Source organism: Pseudomonas sp. PDM05 (genome assembly GCF_014851685.1).
Classification (GTDB): Bacteria; Pseudomonadota; Gammaproteobacteria; order Pseudomonadales; family Pseudomonadaceae; genus Aquipseudomonas.
In genome coordinates, this window is the sequence record NZ_JACVAC010000001.1 from 843,565 (window position 1) to 865,247 (window position 21,683).

Annotated in this window: 16 protein-coding genes; 5 read left to right on the plus strand and 11 right to left on the minus strand. The window is 61.5% G+C overall.

Features of this window, described 5'->3' with window-relative positions:
• The first annotated feature begins 65 nt into the window (after positions 1-65).
• The gene (locus IB241_RS03995) at positions 66-1,379 is read left to right on the plus strand and encodes a PQQ-dependent sugar dehydrogenase (protein WP_192297059.1); all 1,314 of its coding nucleotides are present in this window, start codon (positions 66-68) and stop codon (positions 1,377-1,379) included.
• A 133-nt stretch (positions 1,380-1,512) separates the two neighbouring features.
• On the opposite strand, the gene IB241_RS04000 is transcribed toward IB241_RS03995, so the two are convergent.
• The 5 genes from IB241_RS04000 to IB241_RS04020 form a co-directional block, all read right to left on the minus strand.
• Positions 1,513-2,049: a C40 family peptidase gene (locus IB241_RS04000; protein ID WP_192297060.1), complete on the minus strand. Its 537-nt coding sequence runs from the start codon at positions 2,047-2,049 to the stop codon at positions 1,513-1,515.
• A 144-nt stretch (positions 2,050-2,193) separates the two neighbouring features.
• Positions 2,194-2,823, minus strand: a complete 630-nt coding sequence (locus IB241_RS04005; protein ID WP_192297061.1) for a C40 family peptidase — start codon at positions 2,821-2,823, stop codon at positions 2,194-2,196.
• 213 nt (positions 2,824-3,036) lie between these two features.
• Positions 3,037-3,741: a DnaA regulatory inactivator Hda gene (gene hda / locus IB241_RS04010; protein ID WP_192297062.1), complete on the minus strand. Its 705-nt coding sequence runs from the start codon at positions 3,739-3,741 to the stop codon at positions 3,037-3,039.
• Between the two features lie 203 nt (positions 3,742-3,944).
• Entirely contained in the window at positions 3,945-5,018 is a 1,074-nt protein-coding gene (locus IB241_RS04015; protein WP_192297063.1) for an AI-2E family transporter, read from the minus strand.
• A 35-nt stretch (positions 5,019-5,053) separates the two neighbouring features.
• Positions 5,054-6,058, minus strand: a complete 1,005-nt coding sequence (locus tag IB241_RS04020) for a DUF2066 domain-containing protein (protein ID WP_192297064.1) — start codon at positions 6,056-6,058, stop codon at positions 5,054-5,056.
• Between the two features lie 340 nt (positions 6,059-6,398).
• On the opposite strand from IB241_RS04020, the gene purM reads away from it, so the two are divergent.
• The 4 genes from purM to IB241_RS04040 all read left to right on the plus strand — a co-directional run bounded on the left by purM (position 6,399) and on the right by IB241_RS04040 (position 9,373).
• Positions 6,399-7,457: a phosphoribosylformylglycinamidine cyclo-ligase gene (gene purM, locus IB241_RS04025; protein ID WP_192297065.1), complete on the plus strand. Its 1,059-nt coding sequence runs from the start codon at positions 6,399-6,401 to the stop codon at positions 7,455-7,457.
• Positions 7,457-8,107 carry a phosphoribosylglycinamide formyltransferase gene (gene purN / locus IB241_RS04030; protein WP_192297066.1) on the plus strand — a complete coding sequence of 217 codons (651 nt, stop codon included), beginning with the start codon at positions 7,457-7,459 and terminating at the stop codon, positions 8,105-8,107. Before purM ends, purN begins: the two co-directional genes overlap by 1 nt.
• A gap of 8 nt (positions 8,108-8,115) precedes the next feature.
• Complete coding sequence (locus tag IB241_RS04035; RefSeq protein WP_192297067.1) at positions 8,116-8,829, plus strand: DUF3108 domain-containing protein; 714 nt, start codon at positions 8,116-8,118, stop codon at positions 8,827-8,829.
• A gap of 355 nt (positions 8,830-9,184) precedes the next feature.
• On the plus strand, positions 9,185-9,373 hold the full coding sequence (locus tag IB241_RS04040; protein ID WP_017734626.1) for a hypothetical protein: 189 nt from the start codon (positions 9,185-9,187) through the stop codon (positions 9,371-9,373).
• Positions 9,374-9,467: 94 nt separating this feature from the next.
• Here IB241_RS04040 and IB241_RS04045 read toward each other — a convergent pair whose 3' ends face one another.
• The 6 genes from IB241_RS04045 to IB241_RS04070 form a co-directional block, all read right to left on the minus strand.
• Positions 9,468-10,013 (minus strand): DUF2058 domain-containing protein, encoded by a 546-nt coding sequence (locus IB241_RS04045; RefSeq protein WP_105694808.1) that lies wholly within the window; start codon positions 10,011-10,013, stop codon positions 9,468-9,470.
• A gap of 25 nt (positions 10,014-10,038) precedes the next feature.
• Positions 10,039-10,872 carry a nucleoside triphosphate pyrophosphohydrolase gene (gene mazG, locus IB241_RS04050; protein ID WP_192297068.1) on the minus strand — a complete coding sequence of 278 codons (834 nt, stop codon included), beginning with the start codon at positions 10,870-10,872 and terminating at the stop codon, positions 10,039-10,041.
• Positions 10,873-11,039: 167 nt separating this feature from the next.
• A complete protein-coding gene (gene relA, locus IB241_RS04055) occupies positions 11,040-13,283 on the minus strand; it encodes a GTP diphosphokinase (protein WP_192297069.1) in 2,244 nt (747 codons plus the stop codon).
• A gap of 120 nt (positions 13,284-13,403) precedes the next feature.
• A complete protein-coding gene (gene rlmD, locus IB241_RS04060; RefSeq protein WP_192297070.1) occupies positions 13,404-14,756 on the minus strand; it encodes a 23S rRNA (uracil(1939)-C(5))-methyltransferase RlmD in 1,353 nt (450 codons plus the stop codon).
• Positions 14,756-15,658, minus strand: coding sequence for a cysteine synthase CysM (gene cysM / locus IB241_RS04065; RefSeq protein WP_192297071.1), 903 nt, complete (start codon positions 15,656-15,658; stop codon positions 14,756-14,758). The genes rlmD and cysM overlap by 1 nt, the downstream gene beginning before the upstream one ends.
• A gap of 80 nt (positions 15,659-15,738) precedes the next feature.
• The gene (locus tag IB241_RS04070) at positions 15,739-21,660 is read right to left on the minus strand and encodes an NEL-type E3 ubiquitin ligase domain-containing protein (protein ID WP_192297072.1); all 5,922 of its coding nucleotides are present in this window, start codon (positions 21,658-21,660) and stop codon (positions 15,739-15,741) included.
• Positions 21,661-21,683 lie beyond the last annotated feature (23 nt).

The following is a 21,683-nucleotide window of genomic DNA, read 5'->3' on the forward strand; positions in this document are numbered from 1 at the left end:
GGCTTCGCACTTGAACCATCGGACCGCTGCATGCCTCTACCCTTGCAGGTACCCAGGAGAAAAACATGCACAAGACCCGACTTGCCCTACTGATCATGTTCGCAGGCGCCCTCGCCGCCTGCGGTGAAAGTTCGACCTTGCAAGTGTCTGACGGAACCGGGCCTTCCCCTAAGCTACCGGAGCCGAACAAGACCCTGATCCCCACGGTAAACATCGCGCCAGCCATCGGCTGGCCTGCGGGTGCGAAGCCAACTCCCGCCGCGGGCACCCAGGTGGCGGCGTTTGCCGAGGGCCTGGACCACCCGCGCTGGCTGTATGTGCTGCCCAATGGCGACGTACTGGTGGCAGAAACCAATGCGCCGCCCAAACCCGATGACTCAAAGGGCATTCGTGGCTGGGTGATGGAAAAGGTCATGGGCCGAGCCGGTGCGGGCGTGCCTAGCCCGAACCGCATCACGTTGCTGCGCGATGCCGACCACGATGGCATCGCCGAGACCCGGACAGTATTTCTTGAAAACCTCAATTCGCCCTTCGGCATGACCCTGGTGGGCAATGATCTGTATGTGGCGGACTCGGACAAGCTGCTGCGCTTCCCCTACCAACCGGGAGCAACCGCGATCAAGGCAGCCGGTACCAAGGTGGTCGACCTACCCGGCGGCAGCATCAACCACCACTGGACCAAGAACGTGGTGGCGAGCAAAGACGGCCGCAAGCTGTACGTAAGCGTAGGCTCCAACAGCAACGTTGGTGAAAACGGCCTACAGGCAGAAGAAGGCCGGGCGGCGATCTGGGAAGTGGACCGCGCCAGCGGCCAGCACCGCATTTTCGCCTCGGGCCTGCGCAACCCTAACGGCATGGCCTGGGAACCACAAAGCGGCAAGCTGTGGACGGCGGTGAACGAGCGCGATGAAATCGGTAGCGACCTGGTGCCGGACTACATCACCTCGGTTCAGGATGGCGCCTTCTATGGCTGGCCGTTCAGCTACTACGGGCAGCATGTGGATGTGCGAGTCAATCCGCAAAACCTCGACCTGGTGGCCAAGGCGATTGCACCAGACTACGCCGTAGGCCCGCATACCGCCTCGCTGGGACTGACGTTTGCCGAGAACAGCAAATTGCCCGCCCCTTTCACGAATGGCGCATTCATCGGCCAGCATGGTTCGTGGAATCGCAAGCCCCACAGTGGTTACAAGGTGATCTTCGTACCGTTCGAGGCTGGCCAGCCCAAGGGACAGCCGGTGGATGTGCTGACCGGGTTCCTCGACAAAGACGAGAAAGCCATGGGCCGGCCGGTGGGCGTGGTGATTGATCAGCAGGGGGGGTTGCTGGTGGCGGATGACGTGGGAAATAAGGTGTGGCGGGTTTCAGCAGCTAAGTAGATAGGCTTCAGACCACCACAAAACCCATGTGGGAGCGGGCTTGCTCGCGAAGGCGGTGTGTCAGTCACAGATGTGTGGTCTGATCCGGCGCCTTCGCGAGCAAGCCCGCTCCCACACTCAGATCTCTGTCAGCTCAGGGATTACGTGCCAGACTCCCTGGCAACACGCGCTTGGCGCTCAGGTAAGCATTCTGCCAATACGCCTTGGACAAGGTGTCCAGCTTCACCGTGCCGCCGGTTTGCGGCGCGTGGACGAAGCGGCCCTCGCCCACGTAGATGCCGGCGTGACTGACCTGTGAGCCGCCGCCGGTGGCAAAGAACAGCAGGTCACCGGTTTGCAGGTTCTCTTCACTCACATCCTGGGCGCGCATCACGATCAGTTCGCGGGTGGTGCGTGGCAGGGAGATGCCGGCCGCATCGCGGTAGACAAAACCGATCAGGCCGCTGCAATCAAAGCCTGAGTCCGGCGTGTTGCCGCCCCAGCGATAAGGCGTACCGACCAGGCCGAGCGCGCGAAAGAGTACGTCTTCGGCGACAGGCGAGAAATTCTGGGTGGAATAGTTGAACACCGGCTTGGGCTTCACCGCTACGGGAGCGGGCGGTGGACGGCTGGCGCAGGCGCTGAGGAGCGCGGCGCAAACAATAAGAATCAGGCGGGCCGAGGTCGACATGTGCAGAACAATCCTGGTCTGGATGCGGCTTTCGCTGCCGAACGCTGAAAACCAGAACGCGCAAGCAGAGCTCGCGCGTACGGTTTCCAACAATATCCAGGGATTCTAGCGCTTACACGTCAAACTTCAAGTATCACTTTAAGTTTACTTGCTAGCGGTAACCGTCGTCGGGGCCATGGCGAGTGCACGCTTGGCTTCGATGAAGGTTTTGCTCCAGTAGCTATCGCCCAGGTTGTCGACTCGGACACCGCCACTGCGACGGCTGCTGGAGTGGATAAACTGGTTGTCGCCCAGGTAGATACCGGCATGGCTTACGCGACCACGGCCAGCAGTACTAAAGAAAAGCAGATCACCGGGCTTGAGGTTGTTGCGTGCGACCAACGGTGCATTCACGTTGATCATTTCGCGAGTGGAGCGCGGCAGGTTCATGCCAGCTTCTTCACGAAACAGGTAGCCGATGAAGCCGCTGCAGTCGAAACCGGCTTCAGAGGTACCACCGAAACGGTAACGTGTACCGATCAGGGACATGCCGCGTTCGAGAATGCTGTCGGCCAGGACTGGAAGCTGGTAAGGCTTGTTGCCGGAGAAGGCGCCCAGTTCCTTTTCAGTCGCCAGCTCTTCTTCATAAACAGAAGCAGACTGTGCAGCGACGAATTTTGCCTGATTTTGAACCTGCGGTTTTTGCTGCTCGGCCACCTGTTGAGGGTGGGAGGCGCAACCAAACAACAGGGTAACGAGTGCGAGAGGCACGAGGGGTGCGAAGCGATTTAGCATGGGCACGACCGTGGCTGATGTGTAAAGAAGCCGAGACTATGCCCGCTATCAGATCGATTTGCAAATTCAATCGTGATCTATGTGACTTCTTGTTTGGACGATGACATCTAAGCCCTTAACACCCTATGCAACCGATTTGCGTGGCCAACCCGGCCCAAACGCAGGTTTTCTGGCGCCTGGAATTTGCCGAAAGCCCCGAAAACAAAGGGCTGGCTACCAGCCGAGGGTTTCCTTGAGGAAAGGAATCGTCAGCTTGCGCTGGGCTTGCAGAGAGGCCTGATCGAGCTGTTCGAGCAAATCGAACAACGCGCTCATGCTGCGGGTGCCGCGGGTCAGAATGAAGTGCCCGACCTCATCGGTGAGGTGCAAACCGCGACGGGAGGCACGCAATTGCAGGGCACGCAATTTGTCTTCGTCAGACAGGGGACGCATCTGGAAGATCAGCGCCAGGGTCAGGCGAGATTTGAGATCCGCCAGCTTGACCGGCAGTTCCCGCGGCGAAGCGGATGCAGCGATCAGCAAGCGCCGGCCGCTGTCACGCAAACGGTTGAACAGATGAAACAACGCCTCTTCCCACTCCGCCTTGCCGGCGATGGCCTGCAGATCGTCCAGGCAGACCAGCTCATATTGCTCGAGGTGGTCGAAGATACCGATACCGCGATCCATCAACTCGGCCAACGGCAAATAAACCGCCGGCTCGCCCATCTGTTCAAAACGCAAACACGCGGCCTGCAACAGGTGAGTACGCCCTACGCCGTGCTTGCCCCACAGATAGATCAGGCTTTCGGTCCACCCGGCGTCGGCTTCGCAGAGCCGCTCGACATAGCCGAGTGCAGCGGCATTGGCGCCTGGGTAGTAGTTGATAAAGGTGGCGTCGTCACGCAGACGCACACCCAAGGGCAGCTGAATCGGTTTCATGCTGACTGAACGGCTCCAAACGAACCGCTAGTGGCCTCTGTGTAAAGTTTGCAAAGTTTATACCCGTGACGCCGGGCGCACAATGCAGCAGACCACAAGCAAAATCAAAGGTTTGCGTTAACTTACCGGTTTTGCGCGGATTGTTTGACGCCCCACCCCCAGAAACAACAAACCCGACCAAGGCCGGGTTTGTGACGCAACGTTTACAGATCAGGGTCTTCGACCCCCGTGTACACATCCGAATCCTTGTACAAGTCATGCACATGGCGCACCAGCACCATGATCACCGCCGCCACCGGCAACGCCAGCAGGATGCCAGTAAAGCCGAACAGCTCTCCGCCCGCCAGGATCGCAAAGATCACCGCCACCGGGTGCAGACCGATCCGATCCCCCACCAACAACGGCGTGAGCACCATGCCTTCGAGCGCCTGGCCGACCATGAACACCGCGACAATCCCGAGCATCGGGTACAGGTCGCCACCAAACTGGAACAACCCGGCCACCAGCGCCGCGCCGATACCAATCACAAAGCCCATGTACGGCACGATGGCCGCCAGGCCGGCGATCAGGCCAATCAACAAGCCCAGTTCCAGGCCGATCGCCATCAGGCCGGCAGCATAGATAACCCCCAGGGCCAGCATCACCAGCAACTGACCGCGCACAAACGCACCCAGCACCTCATGACACTCCTCCGCCAGCGAGACGATGCGCTCTTCACGGTTGCGCGGCAGCAGGCTGCGGATCTTGGCCATCATGATGTCCCAGTCGCGCAGCAGGTAGAACGCCACCACCGGGATCAGCACCAGATTGGTCAACCAGCCGATCAGCGCCAGGCTGGACGCCGTGGCCTGGCTGAGTACGACGCCGACAATGTCGGTGGTCTGCCCCATATGCTCGCTGATCGCGGCCTTGACCTTGTCGAACTTCCAGAACCCATCCGCCAGCCCCAGCTTGGCCTGGGCCCACGGCATCGCCGTGTGCTGCAGCCAATCCAGCATCTGCGGGGCCAGTTCATAGAGGCGGAACAATTGCTTGGCCAACATCGGCACCAGCACCAGCACCAGCGCCGTGATGATCAGGGTGAACAAGGCGAAAACCGTCACCACGCCCCAGGTCCGTGACAAGCCGACCTTCTCCAGGCGATCCACCACCGGATCAAACAGGTAGGCCAGCAGCAACGCAACCAGGAACGGCGTCAGGATCGAATGCAGCAAGAAAACAAACGCGCACAGCAGGACCAGCCCACCAAGCCACACCCAACGACGCGTATCCGCCATAAACCACTCCATTGCTTCTATATAAGGAAGAACTGTTACCAACGAAACCGCAGTTGCGCCGCAGGCGTTGCTGCCGCCGGTGCTTCACCAGGCCCAACCTCCTGCAACTTGGCCAGGCCCAACTGGGTACGCAATTGATCGACACTGCCGTTGACGCGATAGACGATGCGGTCGCCATCCACAGACTGCGGCTGGCCACCAAACGGCTCGAGCAGATGCCCCAGGGCGGCATAGCGCTCCAGGTTCATGCCTTGTACTTCGAGCAACTGCTCGCTGCTTACCCCGGCCTTGACCGCAAAGCGCGGTGCCAGCTTCTGGCTGACCGCCAGCATGACGGCATCGGCCACCGCGCCCGTATCGGCGCCTTGGACGCTGCCCTGCTCGCTCTTGTCGCCCAGCCACAAGCGCCACTTGGCCTGCCACTGGTTGCCTTCCTGGCGCGCATGCACGGCCAACAGGGCATCCGCGCCGTAGCGCTCGGAGGCGGCGCGCAGTGGCGTGGCGTCGGCGCTTTCCAGGTTGGGCGCGGTGGCCACCACCTGCTCTTCCAAGTCACCCAGCGGCAGCCGCAACGGCAGCCCACGGTGCTGTGCCGCGCGACGCAATGCCTGGGCGACGCTTTGGCCATCACCGACCAGACTGCTGCCTTCGGTAGAGTCATTCAGCCACCAGCCAAGGATCGACGGCCGGTTGCTGCCCCAGATCGACAGACCCGCATCACGCAAGGCGCGGTCGGTGCTGACCGGGTCAAAATCCACTTGCAGGCTTTCCGGCGGGCCGGCGTCGTAGCCGTATTGCGTGATGATTTGCTGCGGGTCCTTGCGAACCGCCGCCAGGCCCGGGCCATCGGCGGCCTTGGCGTCGCCGGTCAGGCGGATCACCAGGGTTTGCACGGCACGCTGGGTCGCCTGGTCGCGCTCTTGCGGCGACTGGCTACTGACGGGTTCGAGCACTTGATACAGGCCATTGAGGGTTTCGGCATGACTCGCCAGGCTGACCAACGACAAGCAGCCTACAAAGAAGAATTTACACAGACGCATGGAAGATTCCCGAACAACAAATTTAGCGGCTGGAACAGACCGCGTGAATTCGGCTTACCAGGGCTGTGACCACAGCGGCTGGCAAAACATTCACGGGTATCGGTAAGTTTTCGTACTGTCATAACGATAGCGGGTTCAAGGCTATACCTTAATACGTACCAAAGCAGACCGGATTAGCATTTTTTTAACCCATATGCCTCTGCCCGTCGGCCCGAGGATGGCCGCTGCCCCTCAAGCCTGATAAAATCGCGCGCCTTCGCAGACCGTCAACGGCGTGGCCTTTATAAAAGCCCCCGCCCGCTCGGTCGTTACCCCTGAATCCCCCCTAAAGGCCTGGATCATGAGCAAGCAACCCTCCCTGAGCTACAAGGACGCCGGTGTAGACATCGACGCCGGTGAAGCATTGGTCGAACGCATCAAGAGCGTCGCCAAGCGCACTGCGCGCCCCGAAGTCATGGGCGGCCTGGGCGGTTTCGGCGCCCTCTGCGAGATCCCGGCCGGCTACAAACAGCCAGTGCTGGTCTCCGGCACCGACGGCGTGGGCACCAAGCTGCGCCTGGCACTGAACCTGAACAAGCACGACAGCATCGGCATCGACCTGGTGGCCATGTGCGTCAACGACCTGGTGGTGTGCGGCGCCGAGCCGTTGTTCTTCCTGGACTACTACGCCACCGGCAAGCTCAACGTCGAGACCGCCACCCAGGTTGTGACCGGCATTGGCGCCGGTTGCGAACTGTCGGGTTGCTCCCTGGTCGGCGGCGAAACCGCTGAAATGCCAGGCATGTACGAAGGCGAAGACTACGACCTGGCCGGCTTCTGCGTCGGTGTGGTCGAGAAAGCCGAGATCATCGACGGCTCCAAGGTTGCCGCCGGTGACGCCCTGCTCGCCCTGCCATCGTCCGGCCCGCACTCCAACGGCTACTCGCTGATCCGCAAGATCATCGAAGTGTCCGGCGCCGACATCGAAAACATCCAGCTCGACGGCAAACCGCTGACCGACCTGCTGATGGCCCCGACCCGCATCTACGTCAAGCCACTGCTCAAGCTGATCAAGGACACTGGCGCCGTCAAGGCCATGGCCCACATCACGGGTGGCGGCCTGCTGGACAACATCCCGCGCGTGCTGCCAAAAGGCGCCCAGGCGATTGTCGACGTGGCCAGCTGGCAGCGTCCTGCAGTCTTCGACTGGCTGCAAGAGAAAGGCAACGTCAACGAAAACGAAATGCACCGCGTGCTGAACTGCGGCGTCGGCATGGTCATCTGCGTGGCCCAAGAGCACGTTGAAACCGCGTTGAACGTACTGCGTGAAGCGGGCGAACAGCCTTGGGTCATCGGTCAGATCGCCACCGCACCGGAAGGCGCGGCCCAGGTTGAACTGAAGAACCTCAAGGCTCATTGATGTCCCAGACCTGTGATGTCGTGGTGCTGCTCTCCGGCACCGGCAGTAACTTGCAGGCCCTGATCGACAGCACGCGCACCGGCGACAGCCCGGTGCGCATCGCTGCGGTGATCTCCAACCGCAGCGACGCGTTCGGCCTGCAACGCGCCAGCGACGCGGGTATCGCCACCCGCTCCCTGGATCACAAGGCCTTCGAAGGCCGCGAAGCCTTCGATGCCGCCTTGGTCGAACTGATCGACGCCTTCAATCCCAAACTCGTGGTCCTCGCCGGTTTCATGCGCATCCTCAGCGCTGATTTCGTGCGGCACTACGCTGGGCGCCTGCTCAACATCCACCCTTCCCTCCTGCCTAAATACAAAGGCATGCACACGCACCAGCGGGCGCTCGACGCCGGCGACAGCGAGCATGGCTGCAGCGTGCACTTCGTCACCGAGGAACTCGATGGCGGGCCTCTGGTCGTACAGGCAGTGGTTCCGGTAGAGTCGGATGACTCAGCGCAGAGCCTTGCGCAACGGGTTCACGCCCAGGAACACAGGATTTACCCGCTGGCAGTGCGCTGGTTTGCCGAGGGGCGGTTGATTCTTGGTGAGCAGGGTGCATTATTGGACGGTCAGTTACTCGCGGCCAGCGGCCACTTGATTCGAACCTAGGAGATTTTATGCGTCGCGCCTTGCTCTTCGCTTTTGCTCTGTTTGCCTTGCCTGCGGTGCAAGCGGCAGACCTTCACCCTTTCTCCGTTAGCTACACCGCCGACTGGAAACAGTTGCCCATGAGTGGTTCGGCTGAACGCAGCCTGGCCAAGAATGGCGACGGCACCTGGACCTTGAACTTCAAGGCTTCCATGATGATCGCCAGCCTCACCGAAACCAGCGTGATCCTGTTTGACAAGGACACCCTGCAACCGAAGAGCTACATCTTCGAACGCGGTGGGCTGGGCAAAGCCAAGAAGATCAACCTGGACTTCGATCAAACCGCCAAGAAAGTCACCGGTTTTGAAAACAAAGACCCGGTCAACGTGGCCCTGCAAAGCGGCATGCTCGACAAGTCGACCTACCAGTTGGCCCTGCAGCGCGACGTTGCCGCTGGCAAGAAAAGCATGAGCTACAACGTGGTCGAAGGCACCGACGTCGACACCTACGACTTCCGCGTGATCGGCCCGGAAAAGGTCCAGACCAAGGTCGGCTCCATCGACGCGATCAAGGTTGAGCGCGTGCGTGACCCAACCCAAAGCAAGCGCATCACCCAGATGTGGTTTGCCAAGGACCAGGGCGGCATCCTGGTTGCCCTGCGTCAGGTCGAGACTGACGGCAAGGAATACAACATCATGCTGCAAGACGGTACGGTTGACGGCAAGGCTGTCAAAGGTAGCTGATCGGCTGATGAGTCAAAAAAAGAGCCTCGCTGACTGCGGGGCTTTTTTTTGCCTGCGGATTCTATATAGAGGCTTGTGCAGTCATCGCAGGCAAGCCAGCTCCCACATTTGAAATGCATTCCCCTGTGGGAGCGGGCTTGCCTGCGATGGCGATAGCGGGCTCTCAACATGAAACTTCTGTCATAAAACTCCAGCACCCATACCGCAAACCCCCACTCCTCAAGGCCTGCAGCACTGTTGCAGTTCCTGCAATGAATTGTTGCGCGAAAAGTCGGTTTACTTAGCAAGCTAACAAAACATATAACAAAGGCCTGCGACGACTTGCCGCAGACCCACCAGAGATTGGAGCAAGCAGATGACTGTAAAAGTAACTGAACGCGACGATGCACATATGTCCCATGAAGCGCTGGGCCATGGGATTCACATCTGGGATGTACACCAACAAGACCTGCTGGTCGGCATGTTTCACAACGAGAGTGACGCTCACAATTATAAGAACGAGCTCGAGTCGCTTGAGATGAAACGCCAGGCAGAAAGCTCCTGAGTATCGAAATCCTATAGGTGCTCCAGCCCACGCAGCCGGAGTACCTATCAACAAAAACCCCGCCTTTTGAGCGGGGTTTGTTGTTTCTACAGCCTTACCACATCAGATCATCCGGGATCTGGTAGGCCGCGTATGGATCATCCTCGTCCGGCACCTGGCTTTCGGTGAGGATGTTGAGCTGCACGATGCGCTCTGGCGCACGCTCCTGGATCTTCAGCGCCGCTTCACGCGGGATCACCTCGTAACCACCACCGTGATGCACGATCGCCAGGGAGCCGTTGCTCAGCTTGTTGCGCATCAACGTGTTGACCGACAGGCGCTTGACCTTCTTGTCATCCACGAAGTTGTAGTAATCCTCGGTGGTCAGCTTGGGCAGGCGCGAGGTCTCGATCAGTTGCTTGACCTGGGCCGTGCGGGCCTTGGCCTCGGCTTTTTCCTGCTGCTGGCGATTGAGTTCCTGATCGCGCTTGACCTTCTCGGCCTTCGCTTCGGCAGCCAGGCGGGCCTGGGTGTCGTCGGCCTCGATCTGGCCCTTGTGGACCAGGCGCTGCTGCTTCTGTTTCTCTTTGCCGACCTGCTTGGCCTGCTTTTGGTTGACCAGACCTGCTTTGAGCAACTGATCGCGAAGGGAAATGCTCATGGTGCTTACTCACTTAGGCAGCCGCTCAACCGCAGCTGGACATGTTCTTTTCCTGGCGTTTGGCTTCACCCCACAGGGCGTCCAACTCTTCGAGGGTGCAATCTTCTATGGATTGATGCGTATCGCGCAATGCCTGTTCGATAAATCGGAAACGTCGTTCGAACTTGGCATTGGCGCCACGCAGCGCGGTTTCCGGGTCGACCTTGAGGTGACGGGCCAGGTTGACCGCGGCAAATAGCAGGTCGCCAACTTCATCGGCGATGGCGGCGGGGTCGTTGTCAGCCATGGCTTCGAGTACTTCATCCAGCTCTTCGCGGACGTTGTCCACCACCGGCAAGGCGGATGGCCAGTCAAAACCGACCTGGCTGGCGCGCTTTTGCAACTTGGCGGCACGAGACAAGGATGGCAGCGCCGTGGGTACGTCATCGAGCAAGGACAGTTGCTCCGGTGCGCAGGACTTTTGCGCACGCTCCTCGGCCTTGATCTGCTCCCAACGGTGCTTGACCTGCTCTTCGTTCAACCGGGGGGTATCCAGCGGTGCGTACAGATCGCCGCTGGGGAACACGTGGGGATGACGACGGATCAGCTTGCGCGTGATGCTGTCGATCACGCCGGCAAATTCGAAACGCCCTTCTTCCCGGGCCAGCTGGCTGTAATACACCACCTGGAACAACAGGTCGCCGAGCTCGCCTTGCAAGTGATCGAAGTCACCGCGCTCGATGGCATCGGCGACTTCGTAGGCTTCTTCAAGGGTATGCGGGACGATGGTGGCGTAGGTTTGCTTGATGTCCCACGGGCAGCCGTATTGCGGGTCGCGCAGGCGGTTCATCAGGTGCAGCAGGTCATCTAGTGAATACATCAGTTTCTGTCCGATCAAGTGGGCACGCAGAAGATCAAATGTGGGAGCGGGCTTGCTCGCGAATGCGTAGTGTCAGCCAATGAATCTGGCACTGACACACCGTATTCGCGAGCAAGCCCGCTCCCACAAAAGCCCTCCCACATGTTAGCCCGCGTTCATCCAGCTAATCATGGCGTACGGTTACGCCGCGTCTCGATGATGTTCGGCAACTGGGAAATCCGCCCCAGCAACCGCCCCAACGCGTCCAGGCCCGGGATCTCGATGGTCAAGGACATCAACGCGGTGTTGTCCTCTTTGTTCGAGCGGGTGTTGACCGCCAGCACGTTGATCCGCTCGTTGAGCAGCACTTGCGACACGTCCCGCAGCAGACCGGAACGGTCGTAGGCACGGATGACGATGTCCACCGGATAGGTAAGCACCGGCACCGGGCCCCAGCTGACCTGAATGATCCGCTCCGGCTCACGCCCGCCCAGTTGCAGCACCGAAGCGCAGTCCTGGCGGTGAATGCTCACGCCACGGCCCTGGGTGATGTAGCCGACGATCGCGTCGCCCGGCAACGGCTGGCAGCAGCCGGCCATTTGCGTCATCAGATTGCCCACGCCCTGGATCTGGATGTCGCCGCGTTTGCCCGGCTTGTAGCCGGTGGCTTTGCGCGGGATCAACTCCAACTGCTCGCTGCCGCGCTCCGGTTCGACCAGTTGTTGCGCCAGGTTGACCAGTTGCGCCAGGCGCAGGTCGCCGGCACCGAGGGCGGCGAACATGTCTTCGGCGATCTTCATGTTGGCCTTTTCGGCCAGCTTGTCGAAGTCCACCTGCGGCAGGCCCAGGCGGGCCAGTTCGCGTTCGAGCAGGGTCTTGCCGGCGGCGACGTTCTGGTCGCGCGCCTGCAACTTGAACCAGTGCACGATCTTCGCCCGCGCCCGCGACGTGGTGATGTAGCCCAGGTTCGGGTTCAGCCAGTCGCGGCTCGGCGTGCCGTGCTTGCTGGTGATGATCTCGACCTGTTCACCGGTTTGCAGGCTGTAGTTGAGCGGCACGATGCGCCCGTTGATCTTGGCGCCCCGGCAGTTGTGGCCGATCTCGGTGTGTACGCGGTAAGCGAAGTCCAGCGGCGTGGCGCCCTTGGGCAGGTCGATGGCATGGCCGTCAGGGGTAAAGATGTAGACCCGGTCCGGCTCGATGTCCACGCGCAACTGTTCGGCGAGGCCGCCGATGTCGCCGAGTTCTTCGTGCCATTCCAGGACTTGGCGCAGCCAGGAGATTTTCTCTTCGTACTGGTTGGACCCGGCCTTGACGTCGGTGCCCTTGTAGCGCCAGTGCGCACACACGCCCAACTCGGCCTCTTCGTGCATGGCGTGGGTGCGGATCTGCACTTCCAGCACCTTGCCCTCAGGGCCGATCACGGCGGTGTGCAGCGAGCGGTAGCCGTTTTCCTTGGGGTTGGCGATGTAGTCGTCAAACTCCTTGGGAATATGCCGCCACAGGGTGTGGACAATGCCCAGCGCGGTGTAGCAGTCGCGCATTTCCGGCACCAGCACACGCACGGCGCGCACATCGTAGATCTGGCTGAAGGCCAGGCCCTTGCGCTGCATTTTGCGCCAGATGGAATAGATGTGCTTGGCGCGGCCGCTGATGTCGGCATCGACGCCGGTAGCCTGCAACTCGGAGCGCAGCTGGTTCATCACATCAGTGATAAAGCGCTCACGGTCCAGCCGCCGCTCGTGCAGCAGCGTGGCGATCTGTTTGTATTGATCGGGTTCGAGGTAGCGGAAGGACAAGTCCTCCAGCTCCCACTTGATATGGCCGATGCCCAGGCGGTGTGCCAGCGGCGCGTAGATGTCGAACACCTCGCGGGCCACACGGTTGCGTTTTTCGTCGTCGGCGGTCTTCACCGCCCGGATCGCGCAGGTGCGTTCGGCCAGCTTGATCAGGGCGACGCGCACGTCATCGACCATCGCCACCAGCATCTTGCGCAGGTTTTCCACCTGGCCCTGGGTGCCCAGCACCATCGACTGGCGCGGGCTGAGGCTGGCGCTGATGGCGGCCATGCGCAGCACGCCGTCGATCAGCTTGGCCACCACGGCGCCGAAACGCTGGCTGACCAGCGGCAACGCGATATGCCCTTCACGCACGCCGCGATAGAGCACGGCGGCGATCAGCGAATCCTGGTCCAGCTTGAGATCGGCAAGGATCTCGGCGATCTCGAGCCCGGTGCGAAAGCTCGAAGTGCCTTCGGCCCACAGGTTCTTGGCCGCATTGTCTTGTTGCTCAGACTCGCGAGCGAACTCGCAGGCTGCCTTCAAGGCTTCACGGTCCAGTGCCGGGTCGACACTGACGGCATGATCCAGCCATGCCTCGAGATTGATACTGCCGTCGGTGTTGATCGGCTGGTGTGCTCTCACCTGTACCATCTTGCTTACCTTCCCTACGACGCACCTCTGATGCGCCAAAATCATCGCCGACTTTACTGCGAACTCCGTGGCAGATCACAGGCCCTGGAGAACGCAGGCCAGTCGGATTAAACGGGCATCCTAGCCCGCTTCAAATAACGCCATGGCCTCGACATGCGCTGTCTGCGGAAACATGTCGAGGATCCCGGCACGTTTTAGCCGGTAGCCTTGCTTGACCAACTCAACCGTGTCCCGCGCCAGCGTCGCCGGGTTGCAGGACACATACACCAGGCGCTTGGCCCCCAGAGTGGCGAGCTTGCGCACAACCTCTTGGGCACCATCGCGGGGTGGGTCCAAGAGTACCGCAGAAAAGCCCTGTTTGGCCCATTCTGCGTCAGTCAAAGGCTGGGACAAATCGGCCTGAAAAAACTGCGCATTATGCAAATTGTTGCTGACGGCATTAAGCGCCGCCCGATCCACCATGGTCTGCACGCCCTCCACCGCGACCACTTCGCGTACTTGTCTGGCCAGTGGCAGGGCAAAGTTGCCCAGGCCACAAAACAGGTCCAATACGCGTTCGTCAGGCTGTGGGGCCAGCCATTCCAGGGCCTGGGCCACCATCGCCGCGTTGACAGCGGCGTTGACTTGCACGAAGTCGCCGGGACGGTAGGCCAGTTCCAGGCCCCACTGCTCCAGCTGAAAACCCAACGCGGCATCGGCATCCACCGGCTCCGGCTGGCCCTCGCCATGCAGCCACAACTGGGCTTGATGGAACGCGCAGAATTCTTTCAATACCAGCAGGTCCGCGTCCGACAATGGCGCCATATGCCGCAGCAGCACGGCGACGGATGTACCGCTGAACAGCTCCACATGCCCCAGGGCCTGGGGTTTGCTCAGGCGGCGCAGCATGTTCGGCAGACGCTGCATGATCGGCTGCAAGGCCTGTACCAGCACCGGGCAATCATCGATGGCGACGATGTCCTGGCTGGCCACGGCACGCAAACCCACTTCGAGTTTTTTCGCCTTGGCATCCCAACGCACCGCTACACGGGCACGGCGACGGTAGCCAAATTCCGGACCGCTCAAAGGTGCGGCCCACTCCTGCGGTTCGACACCCGCCACGCGGGACAGTTGCTCGGCGAGCATGCGCTGTTTCAGGGCAAGTTGTTCGCCATGGGGCAAGTGCTGCACGCTGCAACCGCCACAGCGGCCAACGTGGGCACACGGCGCCGGGCGGCGCAGTTCGCTGGCCTTGAACACCCGCTCGGTGCGCGCCTCGACCACTTTGCCGTGGGCCCCCAACACCCGCGCTTCGACTTCTTCACCGGCCAGCGCACCGTTCACGAACCAGGTGCGGCCTTCGAAGAACACGATGCCACGGCCATCGTTGGCCAGGCGCTCGATGGTCAGGCGTTGTTTCTTGCCCACTGGAATCTGCGGGGCCCGGCTGCCACCCGTCGGTTGGAAGCGCAGGCCTCTCTCGTGCTTGGCCATCAGTTGGGTTCGTCGAAAATGCCGGTCGACAAGTAACGGTCGCCACGGTCACAGATGATCGCGACGATCACCGCGTTTTCCACTTCTTGGGACAAGCGCAACATACCCGCCACGGCGCCACCGGAGGACACGCCGCAGAAGATGCCTTCTTCACGGGCCAGGCGCCGGGTGGTGTCTTCGGCTTCACGCTGGGCCATGTCGATGATGCGGTCCACGCGCGTCGCGTTGTAGATCTTCGGCAGATACTCTTCGGGCCAGCGGCGGATACCCGGGATGGCTGCGCCTTCCATCGGTTGCAGGCCGACGATCTGGATCGCCGGGTTCTGCTCCTTGAGGTAGCGCGAGTTGCCCATGATGGTGCCGGTGGTGCCCATGGAACTGACGAAATGGGTGATGGTGCCCCCGGTCTGGCGCCAGATTTCCGGGCCGGTGCTGGTGTAGTGCGCCTCGGGGTTGTCGCCATTGGCGAACTGGTCCAGCACCAGGCCACGGCCTTCGGCGGCCATGCGCTCGGCGAGGTCGCGGGCGCCTTCCATGCCTTCTTCCTGGGTCACCAGCACCAACTGGGCGCCGTAGGCGGTCATCGCCGCCTTGCGCTCGGCGCTGCCGTTGTCGGGCATGATCAGGATCATCTTGTAACCCTTGATCGCGGCGGCCATGGCCAGGGCGATCCCGGTGTTACCCGAGGTGGCTTCGATCAGGGTGTCGCCGGGCTTGATCTGCCCGCGCAACTCGGCGCGGGTGATCATCGACAGCGCCGGGCGGTCCTTCACGGAGCCGGCCGGGTTGTTCCCTTCGAGCTTGAGCAACAGGGTATTGCTGGTTTCTCCCGCCATGCGTTGCAAGCGGACCAGGGGCGTGTTGCCGACGCAATCGGCAATTGTAGGGTACTGCAAGGTCATGGCGTATTCGCAATCCAGACTGCGGGGGCGGACATCATACCGGGAAAGCCCGGCGGGCCATATCACGCAAAGTAAGGTACTTATTGCTGATAGGTATAAGCAGCATCGGCGGCACCTGTGAAGTTGGCCCACTCACCTTCTGTCAACGCCAGAAACAAGCGGTCCTCATCGACTGAGCGCCGGTTGGACAGGTCATTGGCCAACGCCAGGTAGGCCCCATCGCTCAGCTCTGCACGGTTGACTCTGTCCAAGGCGTCCTCCAGCGCCTGATCGTAATGCCCCAGCGTGGCTTGAAGACGCACCTGATACTTGGCTTGCAGGAACTGCCGCCAATACGTCTTCTCAATCAGCCACCCAGGCCAGTCCAACCTCGTCTCGCCCGCCAGGATGCCGTTAAGCATCGCGGCAACGCTCTCGGGGCTGGGGGTGCCCAACGTCCGATCCAGCCGTTGATCGAAGCCCAGCGGGAGGTCCAGGGCCGCGGACAAGGCAATTCGGTAAGCCAGTATGCGTGTGCCCGCCAGCTCCGGCGTCTGATGCGGTTCGAACAAAAGCACAGCGTTCGTGATGGCCGCCAAGCGGCTGCTGGCCCGCAAACAATTGAGCAGCGGCATCCCATCGCCGTCGCCCCCGGTGAGCAGTTCGAACATTCTGAATTTGAGCTCCAAATTGTTGAGCGACACCATGCAACCGTTCACGCCAGCGCTCATGTCGTACGGATGCTCGAACAGGATCGTCGCCAGTTGCGGGGTGTTGGCAGCCCCTTCGATCAAGCGCCAGACTCTGCCGGTGAGGTCTTCTCTCAGGGCTCGATAACCCGCGGCAACAAACTTGGGATCAGCGGCAACACGCTCGATCAGCGTGAAAAAACGCGCAAAAATCTCCCGCCCCTGCAAGTCCTGCCAAAGCGCGAGGTGCGACGGTACGTCCCTGACCGCCAGCACCGCCAGCCAGCGGTCGGGGCCGGCAGTGACGGGAATATCATGCGGGTGCAATCCGAAATGAATGCCAGAACGCCCCGGTTGCTCGCGATAAACACGAAGCATCTGAAGCGTGCCCTGCGACAAGGGGTTGCCGGACAGGTCCATGGCGCGATGGACATCCGCGTAGATAAACAGGTCAGACCGAGTCAGCACTTGGATGCGGTTGTTTGCGAGGTCAAACACCTCCAGCCATTTCAGGGTGACAGCCCCCTTGGGCAGGCTTTCCAACTGAGTGTTGCGCAGGTTCAGATAGCGCAGGTGTTTCAAACCCGCCAAGTTCAGTCGCTGCCCTTGGCGAAGGGGGTTCGAGGACAAATCCAACACGCGCAATTGCGTCAGCTCACTCAGCCGGATCACATCGCCCAGCCTGAACTTGAGTCGATTGCTACCCAGGTACAAGGCCCTCAGCCGCGGGACCTCGGAAAGCCCCGGCGGCATCTGCTCGAACCTGTTGTCGCTCAGGTAAAGCCGCGTCACCCCCGGGAAACAGCGCAGGAAACGCGTAGGCAATTGAGACAGCTGGTTTTGCTTCAGGCTCAATACCTCCACGTGCCCGAAATGCGCGCCCAACGTGGGCAAATCGGTCAGGTCCAGGCCATCGAGATTCAGTTCCTTGACCATGGCCGTCCCGTGACTGGAGGCCTCCCTGGCCCAACATCGCTGGATACGTACAACCGCCTGCGCCCGGGCCTCCCGCGCAGGGCCGGTCGCCCCATGAAGCCATTGCCCCAGCGCAACGTTCATCGCCTCACGTTCGTTGTAGAGATAGTCGATCATCCCATCGCGTTCTCGAACCGAGTCGCCCGCGTCCCGCCACAGCTGTAGAACCTCGTCGTCGGTTCTCGCCGGATACAACGCGCGCAAGCGCGCCACCTGGGCGCGCTCCATCGGCCTCAATCCTCTACCACTCAGCGGATAAGCGATGCGCCCATCCGCAACACGCTGTGGCGGATGGAAATGCGGACGGCGCCCCACACGCCTCTGGGTCTCGGCAAACTCCCATATGCGTTGCAAACGCCAACGCACCTGCTCGAGCAATTCCCCCTCCCCGGCGCCCTGGGTGAACCCCAATGACTGCCGCTCGGCCAGCGGCAGCGCGGCCAGTAACACCTCAAGGAATGGACCCGGGCGTCCCACTGGCTGTCGCCGCCCGTTTGCCTGGGGGAGATAGGCCTGATACTGGTGGGATACCCGCTCCACCATGCACTTGAGCGCCGCATCGAACGGGCCGACGCTGGTCTGCATAAAACCGCCTTGCCAGACTTCAACCCGAAGGTGCGCCGGCCAACCGTCTATTTGCGCCAATGCATGCAGGAGCGCGGTCGCACTGTCCTCGTCGGCGCTGGCCGGCAGGTGCGCGCTCTCCAGAATCCTGGTTTTGCGCAGGTATTGCACCCACCATCGGACCGCCGAGGTCAGCGTCAACGGGACCACCCCGCTCTCCAGGCTGCGGCGCTCGGCCGGGGTGACAGCGCGCACCAGGTCTTCGGCGACCCGGTTGGTCAAATCGGGGTAGTCACGCTGCAGTACTTGCGCCAGCGGGTCATTGGAATGCCGGCGATCAGGGCATAACGCCTCGAAGAACAGGTGTTCCATCTGCGGCTTGTCCAGCGCCACTTTTGCCTCCAGCACGGTGATCTGATCGGAATGCGCGACGTCCTTGCGCCCCACCAGTGCATCGGCGCGATCGGCACCGACTTCGCCCAGCATCCGTTCGAAAAAAGCCGCACCAACGTCCATACCGGCCTTGACCCGCTGATGGACCGTGAAGCGCTCAAGGGTATCCAGCAGGACGGCGGGGGGAAGCTCATTGCGTACATGCACCCGGCGCAGCATGTCTGTTGTCACCCCGCTGATCCGCAGCACCTGCTCAATCGCATCCGGCCCCAGCGCACGGGCCAACGGCCCCAGTCGATAAAACGGTCGTTGGCCGTCCCAAGTCAGCGGGTCTTCCCATTCATGGCGCCACGCACCAGCGCCGTTATGGGTGAGGGCCGGGGCGTAAGCGTCGTTCAACGAGGGGTGCTGGATGCGCCACGGCTGTGCCGGGTCCGCTTGGGCCACCTTGAAACAGTCGCCTTCGATAAACAGGTAGCGCGCCGAGCCGAGGGCATACAGGCCCAGCGCGTCGGGTTCGGCGCCGATGCGTGAAGTATCGTCGCTACGGGCGTACGCCGCGATCTCACGTCGATACGGATAGAACGTGCCGTCGGGCGCACGATTGCGCACCAGCGCCTGGGCGACTTGATGACGCAGATCGCCGATGGCCTGCGCCGCCGAGAGCCCCAGGCGGGCACGGTCTTGCTCAGACAACTGGCTCACGATGAGGGCATAGAAGCTGTCGGCGCCAGTGAACATCTCGCCGCTGCGGTGCGCCTGTACGTCATACGCCGCGAACCGCCCCAGGCGATGATCGATCACGACCAGGGTTCGATCTTGAGTGCCCTTGGAAACATAAGGCACCGGCTGCTTGGCCCAGCTGACGACCAGTGCTCGCCCGAGCCCATCACTCAACACGCCATGGGCATACGCGGCCGCCCAATTCTGGGTTTGCCGGTCAAAGCGGCGGCGGTGGAACAGGCCATCGACAATGGCCTCCCGACGCGCTCCCCGACGGGCCGCGCGCAAGGCGTCATACAGCGCTTCAGGCTGCAATTGCGAAGTCAGCAACTGCATCTGTTGGTGTGCCGACAACGGATGTTCGCGCAGCACCTCAAGCAAGCGCGCCAGGCTCACCTGTGGGTGCAGTGCCTGCAATTGCGCAACCACCGCCGGCATAGACAACTCGTGGCCGACGCGATCAGGCAACAATTGCCGCACGCCCCTGCTGGCCGCCTTGGCCGTCGAGCGACTCGCCCCGGCAAAGCGCGTCAGTGCCTCAAACAACTCGATGCTCAAGGTCTTGGCCAGCGCCGCCAGTTGCTGGCGAATCAGCGGTGCGCCCGCGGCAAAAACTGTCGGCATCAGCGCGGCGATGGCATTCGGCAGATGCACGACGCGACGGTTCGTGGGCCCATAGGCGAATTGATAGTTTTCCAGGGCGATGACGGTGACCGTTTCTGTCGGCGGCCCCATCGTATTGGCGCTGTAGCGTCGCAGCTCCAGGCCTTGCTGATTGGCAATGCTCAACGCGGTGTTTGCCGGCCAGTCCGCCAACTGGGTGAGCAGCGGCGCCATGACCTCAACAGCACCGACGGGCGCAGGGTGATCGGGATTGGCGCCCTGGCTTACCCAGTCGATCAACCGGTCAGTGTTGAAACGCTGCACCGCCTCAACCAGTGACGCCGAAGGCGGCGCGCCCTCCCACACTTGGTTCAGGGCAGCATGCGAGGTGGCACTTGAATCGAGCACGGCGTCCAGCGCACGGGAAGGCACATCCTTCGCGCCGAGCATTCGTTCGAGCAACTGCGGGCCCGTCGGGCGCTGAGGGTCGATGACCGTGTGCGACCGCGAGAGTTGCTGATAAAGACGCTGATGCCGACGCTGCGCGGTGAACGCCAGCCGGGTATGCATGCGGCCGCTGATCAATAAATCGGCCAGATCGACAAATGCCTGCAGCAGTTCGCCTGGCCGCCCCTGCAACGCCTGATGGCCCCCGCCGATCAAGCCCTGGGTCAACGCGACGAACATGCCAAACGCGCGTGCCCGCCCCAGCCCGGTGGGTGCTCCCGGCACCGGAATCAACAACAGGTTGAGGATTTCATTGAGCAAGGCCTGGAACACCTCGATCACGCTCGGCATCAACCCCGGCATCTCGTTGGCCAGTTCTTGCAGGTTGGCGCGGCAACGCTTGATGTAGAAGGCACTCAAGCTGACCACGGGCACCTTCTGCACCGGGGTGCGCACACTGCCAATGCTCTGGGCCTTGTCGAGCGAGGGAATGGACTGCGCCAATGTGTAAAGCAGGTGGGCGACGTCATTGAGGCCCTGGGGGCGGACAGAAGCGTTGGCAAGCTGCTTTACGCGTGCACAGTCACGCAGTGACATCATCTGATACAGCCAATCGACCTCGCCTCTGCGGTAGAAACCCTGGAAGGCGACGTGAAATTCCTCACAGGCTTCGCGGTGGCTGGCATGGTGACGCAACGAGCCACCAGGACGATTCGGGAAGAAGCTGAAGGCGCCCCGGCAACCACTGACGGAAAACACGATATGGGGAATGCTCAGGCTGTCGCCGGGGGGCGGGCCGACGTATTGCCCGGTGAACCCCAGGGATTGCGGCAACCAACTGAGGTTGTCCACCCCATGGGGGATAAACAGCAGCATTTCCTCAACGTTCTCCCAGCGCGCCCCTCCCACCAACGCTTGCTTCACGGCCCGATAACACGCCCTGTCCACCCGGCTTGCGGCAGTGGTTCTCAGGGCCTCGATCAGCGCGAATTCGAACTCAGCCGCGGCCAGTGCCATGACCCGCCCGCCCAACTCGGCGGAGGCCGACAGTGCCTGATCCAGACGCGCCTTGAGTTGCCCGCCGAGATCCAGCCTGCGCACCAGCGTTATGAAATCAGCCGCGTTGGCATTGATACCCTCGTCAAGAAAGCTGGCGTCAGCCAACCCCGTGCGGCCGGGATAACTCCAGCCGGTCAGCCCGTCGTAGTTAATGCACGCGGCGTCCCACAGCGTGAGGCTGGCGGTTTTTATCACATCGCCATCGGCGCCACGGCGAACACGATTGGCCGATTGAAGGTAACGCGTATGGATCTGTGCAACTTTTGGGTCGATGTCCTGACCCGTCAGGGATTTCAGGCCTTGGCGCAGCGACGCCAGGGCCTGTTGCTCGAAAGCCAGGGTCAGTTCATGAATGCCTTGTTCCAGTGCGTATTGCGCAGAAACCCACGCCCGTTGCAGACGTACGTATTCAAACCGCTCGTCGTCGTTGAGTTCACCGAGAAAGGCATCGAACTTTACCCGGTATCCGTCCAGGGCCTGCAAGGCAGACCACTGCGCACGCGACATCAGCGGCCCGGGATGCTGCGCCATAAACGCGGCCAACGTGTCAGGGGAATTCGGTTCAGCCATAGGTACGCTCCTTAAATGAACGA